15 protein-coding genes are annotated in these 14,300 nt (G+C 62.9%); 11 read left to right on the top strand and 4 right to left on the bottom strand.

Annotated features, from left to right (window positions below; all coding sequences use genetic code 11):
* The first annotated feature begins 114 nt into the window (after positions 1 to 114).
* From QMG46_RS10850 to QMG46_RS10830, 5 genes are read left to right on the top strand one after another with little or no spacing between them, the layout of a single operon-like run.
* Positions 115 to 1,419 carry a metal-dependent hydrolase family protein gene (locus tag QMG46_RS10850; protein WP_281852524.1) on the top strand — a complete coding sequence of 435 codons (1,305 nt, stop codon included), beginning with the start codon at positions 115 to 117 and terminating at the stop codon, positions 1,417 to 1,419.
* Positions 1,416 to 1,904, top strand: coding sequence for a GNAT family N-acetyltransferase (locus QMG46_RS10845; protein WP_281852523.1), 489 nt, complete (start codon positions 1,416 to 1,418; stop codon positions 1,902 to 1,904). The genes QMG46_RS10850 and QMG46_RS10845 overlap by 4 nt, the downstream gene beginning before the upstream one ends.
* A gap of 9 nt (positions 1,905 to 1,913) precedes the next feature.
* The gene (locus tag QMG46_RS10840; RefSeq protein WP_281852522.1) at positions 1,914 to 2,507 is read left to right on the top strand and encodes a YdeI/OmpD-associated family protein; all 594 of its coding nucleotides are present in this window, start codon (positions 1,914 to 1,916) and stop codon (positions 2,505 to 2,507) included.
* On the top strand, positions 2,504 to 2,965 hold the full coding sequence (locus QMG46_RS10835; RefSeq protein WP_281852521.1) for a GNAT family N-acetyltransferase: 462 nt from the start codon (positions 2,504 to 2,506) through the stop codon (positions 2,963 to 2,965). The genes QMG46_RS10840 and QMG46_RS10835 overlap by 4 nt, the downstream gene beginning before the upstream one ends.
* Before the next feature lie 2 nt (positions 2,966 to 2,967).
* Positions 2,968 to 3,531: a GNAT family N-acetyltransferase gene (locus QMG46_RS10830; protein ID WP_281852869.1), complete on the top strand. Its 564-nt coding sequence runs from the start codon at positions 2,968 to 2,970 to the stop codon at positions 3,529 to 3,531.
* Positions 3,532 to 3,570: 39 nt separating this feature from the next.
* Here QMG46_RS10830 and QMG46_RS10825 read toward each other — a convergent pair whose 3' ends face one another.
* On the bottom strand, positions 3,571 to 3,960 hold the full coding sequence (locus QMG46_RS10825) for an RcnB family protein (RefSeq protein ID WP_281852520.1): 390 nt from the start codon (positions 3,958 to 3,960) through the stop codon (positions 3,571 to 3,573).
* 194 nt (positions 3,961 to 4,154) lie between these two features.
* Here QMG46_RS10825 and QMG46_RS10820 point away from each other — a divergent pair, with 194 nt between their 5' ends.
* Together QMG46_RS10820 and yeiP are read left to right on the top strand one after the other, a co-directional pair.
* Positions 4,155 to 4,922 (top strand): SDR family NAD(P)-dependent oxidoreductase, encoded by a 768-nt coding sequence (locus tag QMG46_RS10820; protein ID WP_281852519.1) that lies wholly within the window; start codon positions 4,155 to 4,157, stop codon positions 4,920 to 4,922.
* 98 nt (positions 4,923 to 5,020) lie between these two features.
* Positions 5,021 to 5,584, top strand: coding sequence for an elongation factor P-like protein EfpL (gene yeiP, locus QMG46_RS10815; RefSeq protein ID WP_281852518.1), 564 nt, complete (start codon positions 5,021 to 5,023; stop codon positions 5,582 to 5,584).
* A gap of 353 nt (positions 5,585 to 5,937) precedes the next feature.
* Here the strand turns inward: yeiP and QMG46_RS10810 are convergent, their stop codons facing one another.
* Together QMG46_RS10810 and QMG46_RS10805 are read right to left on the bottom strand one after the other, a co-directional pair.
* Positions 5,938 to 6,816 carry a hypothetical protein gene (locus QMG46_RS10810; protein ID WP_281852517.1) on the bottom strand — a complete coding sequence of 293 codons (879 nt, stop codon included), beginning with the start codon at positions 6,814 to 6,816 and terminating at the stop codon, positions 5,938 to 5,940.
* Positions 6,817 to 6,916: 100 nt separating this feature from the next.
* Positions 6,917 to 7,459, bottom strand: coding sequence for a TetR/AcrR family transcriptional regulator (locus tag QMG46_RS10805; protein WP_281852516.1), 543 nt, complete (start codon positions 7,457 to 7,459; stop codon positions 6,917 to 6,919).
* 293 nt (positions 7,460 to 7,752) lie between these two features.
* On the opposite strand from QMG46_RS10805, the gene QMG46_RS10800 reads away from it, so the two are divergent.
* Genes QMG46_RS10800 through kynU form a run of 4 tightly spaced genes read left to right on the top strand, consistent with a single transcriptional unit; the run spans position 7,753 to position 12,783 of the window.
* Positions 7,753 to 9,867: an FUSC family protein gene (locus tag QMG46_RS10800; protein ID WP_281852515.1), complete on the top strand. Its 2,115-nt coding sequence runs from the start codon at positions 7,753 to 7,755 to the stop codon at positions 9,865 to 9,867.
* 24 nt (positions 9,868 to 9,891) lie between these two features.
* Positions 9,892 to 10,908 (top strand): amidohydrolase family protein, encoded by a 1,017-nt coding sequence (locus QMG46_RS10795; RefSeq protein ID WP_281852514.1) that lies wholly within the window; start codon positions 9,892 to 9,894, stop codon positions 10,906 to 10,908.
* 23 nt (positions 10,909 to 10,931) lie between these two features.
* Complete coding sequence (locus QMG46_RS10790) at positions 10,932 to 11,447, top strand: hypothetical protein (protein ID WP_345781795.1); 516 nt, start codon at positions 10,932 to 10,934, stop codon at positions 11,445 to 11,447.
* A gap of 58 nt (positions 11,448 to 11,505) precedes the next feature.
* Positions 11,506 to 12,783 carry a kynureninase gene (gene kynU, locus QMG46_RS10785; protein WP_281852512.1) on the top strand — a complete coding sequence of 426 codons (1,278 nt, stop codon included), beginning with the start codon at positions 11,506 to 11,508 and terminating at the stop codon, positions 12,781 to 12,783.
* 227 nt (positions 12,784 to 13,010) lie between these two features.
* On the opposite strand, the gene argH is transcribed toward kynU, so the two are convergent.
* Positions 13,011 to 14,300, bottom strand: a complete 1,290-nt coding sequence (argH, locus tag QMG46_RS10780; protein ID WP_281852511.1) for an argininosuccinate lyase — start codon at positions 14,298 to 14,300, stop codon at positions 13,011 to 13,013.

Here is a 14,300-nt window from a genome sequence, read left to right as displayed (position 1 = left end):
TCCCCTGGCTACGCCGGGGGAGAGGGTTGGGGTGAGGGGGCTCTGAGCTCCCTTGAATTCCCCTAGCCCAACACGCTACATAGACGGTCTTACCGCCGCAGCCACGGGCACACCATGCAAATACGTTCGATGCTATGCACCTTGGTGCTCAGCACAGCGGCAAGCGCCAGCTGGGCCGCTGCATCACCGCATGATTACCTGCTGCTCCCCGACCGTATCTGGACCGGCGACGGCGACACCGCACACAGCGATTGGGCGGTGCTGGTACACAACGACAGCATCACTGCGGTAGGCCCCAAAGCGTCCATCCAGGCACCCGCAGACGCACAACGCATCGAACTACCCGGCGCCACACTCACGCCCGGCCTGATCGACCTGCACTCGCATCTGTTCCTTCATCCGTACAACGAAACGGTCTGGAACGACCAGGTACTCAAGGAAGCAACGGATTACCGTACGCTCGAAGCAGCCGCGCATGCGCGCGTCACCCTGCTCTCCGGCTTCACCACGTTGCGCGACCTGGGTACCGAAGGCGCAGGCTACGCCGACGTCTCGATCAAGCGTGCAATCGACGACGGGCTGATTCCCGGGCCTCGCATGTTTATCGCGACGCGAGCCATTGTCGCCAGCGCCAGCTATGGGCCCGGGCCGAGAGGCTTTCGCCCCGATCTGGATCTTCCCAGCGGCGCGCAGGAAGTCAGCGGTGTCGATGCCGCGATGCGTGCCGTGCGCGAACAGGCGGCGCATGGTGCCGACTGGATCAAGCTCTACGCCGATTACCGCGTCGGGCCCGACGGCGGCACCGCCCCGACATTCACTGCGGCCGAACTCAAGGCGATCGTCGACACGGCGCACCTGATCGGCCGCCCGGTGGCCGCGCACGCAGCCAGCGACGCCGGCGTACGCATGGCGGTGGAAGCGGGTGTCGATAGCGTCGAACACGGTTACGGCGCGAGCGAGAGCACGTTCAAGCTGGTCAAGCAGCATGGCGCCGCCTACGAACCGACGTTGACGGCGGTCGATGCAACCGAGGAGTACTTCGATCATTACCGCCCCGGCCAGGATCCGCCCACCGCAAAAATGCGCGAAGCCGAACATGCTTTCCGCACCGCACTCAAGCTCGGCGTCATCATCGGCAACGGCAGCGACGTGGGTGTATTCGCGCATGGCACCAACTGGCGCGAACCGGTAGCGATGGTGCGTGATGGCATGACCGCGCCGCAGGCACTGCACGCGGCCACCGATGTGGCGGCGAAGATCCTGCGACAACAAGACCATTTCGGACGTATCGCTGTCGGCATGCGTGCGGATCTGGCCGCCTTTGCCGGCGATCCGACGGCGCATATCGACGACCTTGCCCATCCCGTGTTCGTCATGAAGGATGGCACCCTTTATCGCAGCCCGAACGAGAAGCCATGAGCCGCAGTTACCAGATTCGTCCCATCGAAGCCCGCGACGATGCTGCGGTGGCGGCGATCATTCGCCGGGTCATGCCCGAATTCGGCGCCGATGGCCCTGGCTTTGCGATCCATGATGCCGAGGTGGACACGATGAGCACGGCTTACGCCAAGCCACGTAGCGCCTATTTCGTGGTGGAGAGCAACGGCCAAGTGATCGGTGGTGGTGGCGTAGCACCACTCGATGGTGGCGACCCCAACGTGTGCGAACTGCGCAAGATGTATTTCCTGCCCGAAGCACGCGGCATCGGTGCCGGCTCGGCGATGATGCTGCAATGCCTGGACGCGGCTCGCACGCACGGTTTCAAACGCTGCTACCTGGAAACCCTGACCGGGATGGATGCCGCCCAGGCGCTGTACGCTCGCCATGGTTTTCGCCGGATCGATGCGCCCATGGGCGGCACCGGCCACTTCAGCTGCGACCGTTTCTTTATTCTGGACCTGTAGAGACTGGCCATGGCCAAACACGATCCGCGCGTCGACGCCTATATCGCCAAATCCGCCGAGTTCGCACAGCCCATCCTGCAGCACCTGCGCACCGTCGTACACGCGGCCTGTCCTGAGGTCGAAGAGGGCCTGAAATGGGGATTCCCGCATTTCGGCTACAAGGGCGCGATGATGTGTTCGATGGCCTCTTTCAAGCAGCATTGCAGTTTCGGTTTCTGGCTGCAGGCCGAAGTGGTCGGTGGTGAAGCAGCCGAAGGCATGGGCTCGTTCGGCAAGATCACCTCGCTCAAGGATCTGCCGAGCAAGCGCGAACTGACCGCGTATATAAAAAAGGCCATGGCGCTCAACGACGCCGGCGTGAAGACCAAGCGCCCCAAGGCCGCACCAAAGCCGCCGCCCGCGCTGCCCGACGATTTCGCCGCCCTGCTCAAGAAGAACAAAGCAGCGCACGCCACCTTCCAGGGCTTCAGCCCGAGCGCGCAGCGCGAATACGTCGACTGGATCGCCGAAGCCAAGACGGATGCCACGCGCAACAAGCGCATCGCCACATCGCTGGAATGGCTTGCCGAGGGCAAGCAGAGAAACTGGAAATACCAGGCATGAAGAAACCGCAATTGAGCTTTCGTATCGACGACCCACGCGCGGCCGATGTCGCTGCGCTGATCGAGCAGCTCGACGATTACCTGGCAAGCCTTTATCCCTCGGCCAATATCTGCCCGGTCACGGTGAAGGAACTGAGCCAACCCAATGTGACCTTCGTAACGGCACGCGTCGAGCATACGCCGGTGGCCTGCGGCGCCTGCGTGGACGCAGGCGACTACGTCGAGATCAAACGCATGTACGTACTGCCAGCCTGTCGCGGCCTGGGCCTGGGCAAGCAACTGCTCGAAGCACTGGAGAACCAGGTACGCGACAGCGGCGGGCATCTGGTCAGGCTGGAAACGGGTACCGCGCAGACCGAAGCGCTGGAGCTCTACGAGCACGCCGGCTATCGTCGCTGCCCGCCGTTCGGCGACCATCGCGCCAACCCTTCAAGTGTCTGCATGGAAAAACCGTTGTGACGATGCGTATAGCCACCGAACGCGATGCCGAAGCCTGCCACGCGATCTACGCGCCGACCGTGCTCGATACCGCCATCACCTTCGAGACCGAACTGCCCGGCGTGGAGGCGATGCGCCAACGCATCCAGGCGCGCCTGCAGCACTACCCCTGGCTGATCTGGGAAGAACACGGCCAGGTGCTCGCGTACGCCTATGCCGGCCGTTTTCGCGAACGCGCCGCCTATGACTGGATCGCCGAAACCTCCATCTATGTGCACGCCGATGCGCGACGCCGCGGCATCGCCCGGCGACTGTACGCCACGTTGCTCGACACGATGGCGCTGCAAGGCATCAACCAGGCGGTAGGCGTGATCACCTTGCCCGGCGACGTCAGCGTGGCCTTGCACGAATCGATGGGTTTCGAAGCGGCCGGAGTCTGGAAAAAGGCCGGCTATAAATTGGCGCGCTGGTGGGACGTCGGCGTGTGGCAGAAAGAACTGCAAGCCGCAGTCGCTACGCCATCGCCGGTACGGGCTTTTTCAACGCTTGCTCAAAGCAAGGAGTTGCGCGATCTATTGGCGCAATAAAACACGGCTCCGCACCTTTGGGATGCGGAGCCGGTTCGATCAATGGCTGTTGATGATCAGGTCGGTAATCACGCCAGTGGCGACGGCCACCAGCAGGAAATCACCGTTGTCGCTACGCACCCAGTTGTAGCCGCGTGGCGGCTCGCGCAGGCGGTAGGTGCGCCAGTCTTCAACCACGTACCGGCGGTCGCGATACTCCGGCGGCACATAGCCACCCCGGTGGTACCAGCCTTCGTGGCGGCCGCGGTCGTGTTCGATCACTACCGTGCGGTCATGACCGTGGTCATAGTCATGGCCGTGATCACGATCGTGACCTTGATCGTGATGGTCGCGATCGTGGTCTTGGTCATGCCAATCCTGCGCCGAGGCGGTCGCCGCGGAGGCGGCCAACACGATACCGACGGCCAGGGCAAACAAGGACTTCTTCATGGAGCACTCCCTCGTTGATGTTGGGCAAATGATTGCGTTTGCCGGGGTGCACCGTAGATGAATTCGATCGCCGAAAATCCATCGTAAATTCATACGTTAAGCTTGCATCTGGCTGTCTCTTTACCGCCTGATGCGCGGTTTGGGGCGTGCCTCGGCTACCATTGCGTTTTTCCACAAGGCCTTACGGATATTTCATGCAGCTCAACCATGTGAAGGCGATCATCACCGGCGGCGCCTCCGGTCTCGGTCATGCGGTAGCGCAACATCTGGTCGCCCAGGGCGGCAAGGTTGCGCTGTTCGACGTCAATGAAGAAAAAGGCCAGGCCGCCGCCAAGGCGCTGGGCGATGTCGCTCGCTTCTTCCGCACCGATGTCACCTCCGAAGAAGGTGTCAGCGCGAATGTCGCTGCCGCTCGCGACGCGATGGGCGGACTCAATGTGGTGATCAACTGCGCCGGCATTCTTGGTGCGGGCCGTGTACTGGGCAAGGAAGGCGCGATGCCGTTAGGCACCTTCGCGTCCACCGTGATGGTCAATCTGGTCGGCAGCTTCAATGTGGCCAAGGCCGGGGCAGCACTGATGCAGAACAACGAAGCCGGCGAAGATGGCGAGCGTGGCGTGATCATCAATACCGCCTCCGTCGCTGCCTATGAAGGCCAGATCGGCCAGGCCGCCTACTCGGCCTCCAAGGGCGGCGTGGTCGGCATGACGCTGCCGATGGCACGCGAGCTGTCGCGTTTCGGCATCCGCGTGGCGACGATCGCCCCGGGGATCTTCTGGACCCCGATGGTCGACGGCATGCCGCCGCAGGTGCAGGAGTCGTTGTCGGCTTCGATCCCCTTCCCTTCGCGCCTGGGCAAGCCGGACGAATTCGCCAGCACCGTGGCCTTCATCCTGGGTAATCGCTATATCAACGGCGAGACGATTCGCCTGGACGGCGCCGTTCGCCTGCAGCCGAAATAAACAGGAGCGAGCGAAGAGGAGCGAGTTGTCAGTAAGCGCTCCTGGTCACGCACCCTGCTTCCACTTACCTCTCACTCCTAACCACTTACTCCTGACCTATGAAAGCTTCCGACGTCAAGAAAGGCAACGTAGTCGAGCACGAAGGCACCGTGTACCAGGTACGCGATATCGAGCGCAGCTCGCCGACGGCACGTGGCGGCAACGTCACCTTTCGCTTCACGCTGTACTCGATCCCGGGCGGTCGCAAGTACGACCTCAGCCTGCGCGCCGACGACGACCTGAAAGAAATGGAACTGCTGCGCCGCGCGGCCAACTTTTCGTACATGGATGACGGCGCCTTCGTCTTCATGGACGCGGAGGACTACACCCAGTACATGCTCTCGCCCGAACTGGTGGGCGACAGCAGCGGCTATATCGTCGAAGGCGTGGAAGGCTACTACGTGCAATTGATCGACGATGCACCGGTGGGCCTGCAGGTACCGACCAGCGTGGTACTCACCGTGGTCGACACCGCCCCCGAAATGAAGGGCGCCAGCGCCACCAAGCGCACCAAGCCGGCCAAGCTCAATACCGGCATCGAAGTGCAGGTGCCCGAGTACATCAGCAATGACGAGAAGGTGTGGGTCAACACGGTGACGGGCGAGTTCGCCGGCCGCGCCTGAAGCGCGTCAGTCCGCTTGCTGACGCAAGCGGACTGACCCACAAAAAAAAGCCCGTGCAAGCACGGGCTTAATCACATCACCGGGTTTTACCAGGGGGCTACGACATCCGTGATCGCCCTCGGCATCGTGTCCCGTCGGACACAGCCTCTCGGACGGTCAGGCGGCGGTCTCACGACCATGCCACCCAAAATGTCGAAGAGTCGATGGATTCGGCACCCCTTGTACCGAACCCACCAACACCGGCCGCGCACAGGGGATGCGACCGGTAAGACATATCCATATGCCGCGACGCCCTGCGAAGCATCGCGGGGTTCCCGCATCCTGCGAGATCCCCTCCAAAAACCTTTGACTGCCTAAACCGCCTTGGCCCAGGTCGCCGAGTCGGCGTGACTCGTCGCATGCGCCATCGTCAGCTGATGCGTCCAGAAGTTCGCCCACAGGTCGCAATAGCGCATGCATAGAGCCTGCACGCGCGGATACTGGTCCGGGGTCAACGCCTGGGTGAGAATCAGCCACAAATCGTTTTCGTGATCGTCGTCGGCCGCTTCGGCGGTTTCGTCTTCGCTGACACCGTGCACGAAGTAGTAACCGTCGCTGACGTCGATACCCAAAGCTTTGGTGGCCTTGCGCAGCGGCGGGCTGAATAGAATCACTTCCTCTTCGGCCGCGGCCAGCAGCACCGTGACGTCGAGGTAATTGCCATAGCTGTGCTCGAGAAATTCACGCACGGTGCGCGAGCTCGAGGTCGGCGCGTAGGTCTGACGCTCGAGCAGGCTGATGCCGTAGTCGTCCAGCACGCGCTCGAACAGCGGATAGTGCGCGTAGGTCGGATTGCCACGGTAATAACCATCGGCATCGAGGCCGGGGCGAAAGCCGAACTCGTCCAGGTCGTTCAACGTCAGCAGAAACCGCGGTGCAAGCTTGGCGCCCGGACGCAGACGGGGCTCGAGCTGGCGGCTCTGTAACTGAGCTGCAAGCAAAGCGTCGGTGAAGATCTGCACAATGGCGTGCCGATACTCCAGATGGATCGTACGCATCGCATGCGCGTTGAGCCCACCCTCGTTGAGCACCTGGATGGCTGGATGCCGCGCAACCGGATGCTCGGCAATCAGCTTGCGCAGATGCTCTACAAAAGACTCGTTACGTCGCCACAGCTCGTCGGGAAGGCTAGCGCGCATGATCGCGACGGCCTTCTTACGAGGTTGATCCAGATCGACCATCAAGGATGGCATGGCACGTTCCCCTCAGCGTTTTGCCTGCACCAAACAGCACAAAACCAAACGTTTGGTTTTCTCCCAAACAAACGTTGGCGTGTAAAGTATTATTCGCTAGCTATAACAGCCCTCGAATCTCGTCGCTACATCGTTTCAGCGGCCCCGGGTCGTTGAGAATCTGCAGCCAGATCACTCCGCCTTCGATCTTGGCCAGGCCGTCCGCGCTCAGACGCTGGGCCACCTCGGCACCGTACTTCGGCTCGAGCAAGGCTGCAAGGATGTCTTCCCAGCGCTTGAAGAACCGCTGGATGACTTCCCGGGCCTCGGGGCTTTCCTGCATGGCGTCGGGCCACAGGTGCACCAGGGTGCACAGGCGCTGCTCGATGTAATAACTCTCGACGGCATCGATCATCGCGTCCAGACGCACCTTCTCGTCCAGGTCCTGGCGCAGAGAAGTGGTAAAGACCCCCTCCTCGAACAGGTTGCAGACGTGATCGACCACCTCGATCAGCAACCGCTCCTTGTTGGGAAAGTGGTGGTAAATGCTGCCCTTAAGTAAACCGCTCTCCCGGCCGATATCGGCCATGGAAGTGCGTTTGTAGCCTTTCTTGCGAAACAGCTGCAATGACACATGGATCAGATTTGACGGGTCGGTTTTCATTAGAACCTAGGCTCCATGCGGGGCGTTCGATATCCCCTCCGGCAGCCCCAGCGCCGGCGAGCGTACTGTATAACGAGAAATTACGAGATGAGCCCTAGCCCTTTTGGCCTAGGCGGCGCAATGCGGCGCAATAACCTTCCATTTCCCTCCAAGGTATCCGATTCGCGATTTCATTGCGTAAAGACCCGGATGGATACGACATATCCCGTGGCTCACCGCTCACGCTACTGCGTCCCGACAAGTTCATGCCGCGTAAGGCAGAATTGGCGGATCGTTTAGGAGCGAACGTAAGCATGTCCAGCAGCGGTTATTCACTACGCGCCACGGTGGTGGACAGTCTGATCAAGACCAAACGGCCGGACGTGCCGCTTCCCGTCGTACTGCGAAACACCGCCGCAGTGGTATTGCCCCTGGCGATCGGACTGGCGACCGGATACCCGGAAGCCGGGCTCGGTATCGCCGCCGGCGCCCTGGATACGATGTTTTCCGACCAGCCAGGCCCTTATCGCCAGCGGATGATCCAGCTGGTGCTGGCCTCGCTGGCCGCGGCGCTGGCCTCCCTGTGCGGGTTTCTGATCGGCGACCAGCTCGTCCCGATGCTCATCGCCACCGCCTTGTTCGGCTTCTTCGGCGGGCTGCTGGTGGTTTTCGGGGTCGATATTGCCCGCGTCGGCATGACCAGCATGATCCTGCTGGTGGTCACCGCCGCCTCGCCGACCTCGCTCGCCGGCGCGAGCATCGGCGCCGGCTTGATCTTTTCCGGCGGCATCCTGCTGACGCTGTTTTCGGTGGCGGCCTGGCCGCTGCAGCGTTATCGCCCGGAACGCTATGCCCTGGCCAGCGTCTACAAGGGCCTGGCCGCGCTGGCGCGGCAGCAGGTGCACGACGGCACGGACGTGCCTGCGCTGACCGACGCCATGACCACCCTGCAACACACCCTGCTGGGCCGGCATCATGCACGCGGCCGAGCCATGGAAGCCTTCGGCGTGCTGCTCGAACTGGCCGAACGCATCCGCATCGAGCTGACCGCCATGGCGGAGCTGCGCGCCAATCCGACCATCCATTCGATGTTCCGCAACGACGCGGCGCGTGTGCTGACGGCGATTGCCGACGCGCTGGAAGAAGGCGAATCGCCCGTACAGGCCGAGCGTGCGCTGCAAACCCTGCAGGCCAGCGAGAACGCCCTGCTCGCCACGGGCGGCGATGCCGGAGGGCTGGCAGGGCATATCCACGCGCTATCGGGGCAGCTGGCCGCAGCCGTGCGTAACGCGAACTGGGCGGGCAGCCGCGGCGAGCTGCGCGCGGTAGCAGCAGAAACTCCCTTGCCAGCCGCGCTGCGCAGCAGCTCGGCATGGGCCACCCTGCGCGCCGCGATGACGCCGCATTCGGTGGCATTCCGTCACGCCGTGCGCAGTGCGATCTGCCTGACGGTAGCGTTCTGGGTCTCGCGGCAGATGCATCTGCCGCACGGCTATTGGCTGCCGATGACCGCCGCCATCGTACTGCGCCCCGACTTTGCCGCCACCTTCAATTTCGGCCTGCTGCGTGTCGTGGGCACCATTCTGGGCCTCGTGCTGACCACGGCGGTGCTGCATTTCACGCCGCACGAAGCCTGGGCACATCTGGCGGTCATGGCCGTGCTCTGCATGGCCTTTCGCTATCTCGCCACCGCCCACTACGGCATCGCCGTGGCCGCACTGACCGGCACGGTCGTGATCCTGCTCTCGTTCGAAGGCGTCAACTCCTCCGACGCCGTGCTCGACCGCGTGATCAATACCGCGCTCGGCAGTGGCATGGCCTTGCTGGCCTACGTGTTGTGGCCGACCTGGGAACGCGGCCGCGTGCGCCGGTCACTGGCCGACATGCTTACCGCCTATGCGCACTATCTGCGCGCGCTGGCGCACCCGGAGCAACGCGACGCACACCGCGAAACCCGCACGGCCGCGCGTACCGCGCGCAGCAATGCCCTGGCTTCGCTGGACCGCATGCGGGTCGAGCCGGCGACACCTCGTTACCTGATGGACCTGGCCGATACCCTGTTCGCCAATAGCAACCGCCTTGCGCGCACGGCGATGACGCTGGAAGCGATTATCGACGACGACCGGGCCATTCCCGAGCAGGCCGAAGTCAGCGCCTTCGTCGAGCATGCCGCCGACATGCTGCAAAAGATCGCCGTGGCCCTGCACGACACCCAGCCACTGGGTCCGCAACCCGACCTGCGCGCGCTGCAGCGCAGCCTGGCAACCTTGCTGACCATGGCCGAAGACAAACCCATGGCCGACTCGCTGACTCGCGTCAGCGATCGACTGGTCGACAACGTCAACACCCTGGCCCACATCACCGGCCGCGCAAGCGAGCCGGCTGAAGCACCCGCGCGCAGCGGTGCCGCGGGGCAACATGCTCCGTAACAGCGGAACATCTACACTCAGCCGATGCTGAAGATCGACTCCCACGCCCACATCCTGCCGCGCGACTGGCCCAATCTGGCGGGCAAGTTCGGCGACGAGCGCTTTCCGGTGATGATGCACGACGATGGCCGTCACCGTATCTACAAGGACGGAAAGTTCTTCCGCGAAGTGTGGGAATCCGCATTCGATCCACAGCACCGCATAGACGACTACCAGCGCTTCGGTGTCGACGTGCAGGTCATCTCAACCGTGCCGGTACTGTTCTCGTATTGGGCGCCGGGCTACCAGGCGCTGGAACTGCATCGGCACTTGAACGACCACGCCGCCAGCCTGTGCCGCGACTACCCGCGCCACTACGCCGGTATCGGCACGGCACCGCTGCAGTCGCCGGACCTGGCCATCCGCGAGCTGGAACGGTGCATCGACGAGCTCGGCCTGCAGGGCGTGCAGATCGGTTCGCATTGCAACGACTGGAACCTGGACGCGCCCGAACTGTTTCCGTTTTTCGAGGCCGCCGCCGACCTTGGCGCGGCGATCCTGGTGCACCCCTGGGACATGATGGGCAGCCCGAGCATGCCCAAGTACTGGCTACCCTGGCTGGTCGGCATGCCTGCGGAACAATCGCGCGCGGCTTGCTGCCTGGTCTTTGGCGGTGTGCTCGAACGGCTGCCGCGACTGCGCGTGATGCTGGCGCACGGCGGTGGCAGTTTCCCATGGACCATCGGCCGCATCGAACACGGTTTCCGCATGCGTCCTGACCTGGTCGCCACCGACAATCCGCGCAACCCGCGCGATTATCTCAAGCGACTGTTCTTCGACTCCTGTGTGCACGACCCACAGGCGTTGCGGTACCTGCTGGATGTGACCGGCGTCGACCGCGTCATGCTCGGCACCGATTATCCTTTCCCGCTGGGAGAACAACGTCCTGGCAGCGGTATCGAAGCCTTGGGGTTGGCCGATACCGAGCGCGCCCGGCTGTTCCATGGCACCGCGCTGGAATGGCTGGGATTGCCGCTGCAACGCTTTCAAACCGCATCCTGAGGGGAAACCAAGCAATGGGCTTTATGCGTCACACCTTCGTCGCGGGCGCGCTGCTGCTCGCCGGTACCGCGCTCCACGCCACCGACGTCAGCATGGCCGGCGGAAGCATCAGCTTCAGCACGCCCGATAGCTGGGTCGGCATCATGGAGACCCAGGGCGACCCGGAAGTCCGCGTGTTCCAGGTTCGCGACCCGTCGCCCACGGCGAACAACAGCCTGGCGCGCGTGACCGTGACGGTCAAACAGGTTGCCGACGTCGGCGATTTTCAGCTCTACGTGGACACCGCCACCGGCAAGGCCAAGAGCCTCAGCGGCTATAAGGCAATCAACAGCGTCACCAACACGCGCGGTCCCAGCACGTTCGAATACACCGCGCAGGAAAACGGCGTGCAGTTCGCTTATCTGGAGCGTTACTGGATGAAGGACAACCACGCGGTGCAGCTGCGTTGCGTGCGTCCCGCACAAAGTCAGGCCGGCGCGGGCTGGCGTGCCGAATTCGACAAGGGCTGCGAAGCGGTGTCGGTCGGTCTGCAAAAATAATTCTTTACGCGGCGATGGGCGATGATTGGCCCCTGACCGCAATGGCAAGAGACAAGTGATGTCCACTCCCTACGAAGCCACGCGCGCCTGGGCGCAAGCCGCCGATGCCGCCGACCCATTGCGCGCGTTTCGCGACGAATTCCTGATACCACCGCATGGTGATGGCCAGACCCATTACCTCTGCGGCAACTCGCTCGGCCTGCAGCCACGCGCCGTGCGCGAGGCCATCGGCGAGGAACTCAGCGACTGGGGCGAACTGGCGGTCGAAGGGCACTTCCGCGGGCGGCGTCCCTGGCTGAATTATCACGAATTCGTTCGCGATGATCTGGCTACGGTCGTGGGCGCCAAGCCGATCGAAGTCGTCGCCATGAACACGTTGGGCGTGAACCTGCACCTGATGATGGTGAGCTTCTATCGGCCCACGCCCGAGCGGCACGCCATACTGATCGAAGCGGGCGCTTTCCCTACCGACCGCTATGCAGTGGAGTCGCAGGTTCGCTACCACGGCTTCAGCCCAGCGCTGTCGTTGATCGAGCTGGAGGGCGACGAGCCGAACGGCAGCATTTCGATGGCGGCGATCGAACGGACGCTGGCCGAGCATGGCGAACGCATCGCGCTGGTCATGCTGCCGGGCGTGCAATACCGCACCGGACAGGTCTTCGACCTGAAAGCCATCGCGGCGCTCGCGCACAAGCATGGCTGCATGGTCGGTTTCGATCTGGCCCATGCGGTCGGCAACCTGCCGTTGCAGTTGCACGACAGCGGCGCCGATTTCGCAATCTGGTGCAGCTACAAATACCTCAACGCCGGCCCCGGCGCGATCGGCGGCGCCTTCGTCCACGAACGCCATGCGACAGCCACCTTGCCGCGTTTCGCCGGTTGGTGGGGTCACGACAAGAGCACCCGCTTCAAGATGGGACCCGAGTTCGTACCGACACCCGGAGCGGACGGCTGGCAGCTTTCCAATCCACCGATCATGGCGCTGGTGCCGCTGCGCGTCTCGCTGGAAATCTTCCGCCGCGCCGGCATGGAGCGCCTGCGCGAAAAGGCGCTCAAGCTCACCGGTTACCTGGAATGGCTGGTCGATTCGCAACTCGGCGATGTACTCGAAGTGGTCACGCCACGCGAACCGTCGCGGCGCGGTTCGCAGCTGTCCATTCGCGTGAAGGCCGGACGCGAACAAGGTCGCGCCCTGTTTGAATATCTCGAACGCAACGGTGTCATCGGTGACTGGCGCGAGCCGGATGTGATCCGGATTTCGCCGACGCCCTTGTACAACCGCTTTGAAGATTGCCTTGCATTTGCCGAGGCCGCGAGGGCATGGGCGAAAAGCTGATCTGTGGACCACGCACGCTGCTCACACAATGAGCAGCGTGTAGCAAGTGATTGTCGGCAAAGCCTTGAATGGTGCTTATCCACAGGCTTACCCATGAGGCATCCACAATAGCTGTGGACAACTCCAACGCTAAAAAGCCTCCTAGCTTGTAGGAGCGACTTTAATCGCGACCCATGGTTACGTCACGGCCTGTCGCGACTGAAGTCGCTCCTACAAAGATTGCACCCTTACAGCGCCGCCAAACGTGCGGCCAGTTCATCCAGACGCAGATCCATCCCAGCACCCGGCGAAGTGCGCGCAGCGAGACTGGCTTCCGGTGTACGCCCTGCCCCACTGGCTGCCGCCGCATCGGCCGCAGCGCGATAGGCATCGCGGAACGGCACGCCAGCGGCAGCCTGCTCGATCGCGACGTCGGTGGCATACATCGCCGGCTCGATCGCTGCGCGCATGGCCGGTTCGTTCCACTGCATCCGCGCCAGCAAGTCCGGCACCAGTTCGAGCGCAGCAAGGCCGTGGCGACAACCGTGGAACAGCGAACCCTTGGAAAATTGCAGATCGCGCTGATAGCCCGATGGCAGCGATAGCAGCTGCTCGATCTCAGTGCGTGCCGCGGCGACGCTGGCATAGCTGGCGCGCAGCAGTTCGACGACGTCCGGGTTGCGCTTGTTCGGCATGATCGAGCTGCCGGTGGTGTATTCGCTCGGCAACTTGACGAAATCGAACTCCGCCGTGGTGAACAACGACAGGTCCCAGGCCAGGCGGCGCAGGTCCAGCAAGGCTCCAGCAATCGCTTCCAGCACGGCCATTTCGAACTTGCCACGCGACAGCTGTGCGTAGATCGGCGAGATCTGCATGCGCGAAAAGCCCAGCGCGCGCGTCGTGTGTTCGCGGTCGAGCTTGAGATTTACACCATAACCGGCGGCCGTGCCCAACGGATTGGCATCGATCAGGCTTGCGGTTTGGCGAGCACGCAGAGCGTTATCGATAAAGCCCTCGGCAAAACCAGCGAACCACATACCGGTGGAAGAAACGACTGCGCGCTGCAAATGCGTGTAGCCGGGCAGCGGCAATGCCGGTTGCGCTGCACGGTCGAGACAGACCTGAGCAATCGCACGGCAATGCGTTTCCAGTGCTGCGAGCTGCTCCTTCAACCACAGACGCGTGGCAACCAGGATCTGGTCATTGCGGCTACGGCCAGTATGCACGCGACGCCCCGCGTCACCGAGCCGCTCGGTCAGGCGTGCCTCGATCGCGGAGTGGCAGTCTTCGTAGCTATCGTCGAGCACAAAGCTTCCCGCACGGAAATCATCCGCCAGAATGTCCAGCTCCTGCTTGAGCGCGTTCGCCTCATCGGCGGTGACGACACCGATATTGGCCAATCCCTCGACATGCGCCTTGCTCGCCGTGATGTCATGCAGGAAGAATTCGCGATCCAGCACGACATCGTCGCCAGCGAGAAACTTCATGATGCGCGCGTCGATCTTGATATCGGCCTTCTGCCATAACGGCTGGGTCAT

It is taken from the genome of Dyella sp. GSA-30 (assembly GCF_027924605.1).
Taxonomy (GTDB): domain Bacteria; phylum Pseudomonadota; class Gammaproteobacteria; order Xanthomonadales; family Rhodanobacteraceae; genus GSA-30.
Note: the sequence above shows the minus strand (reverse complement) of the source record. Positions and strands in the feature narration are given on the sequence as shown.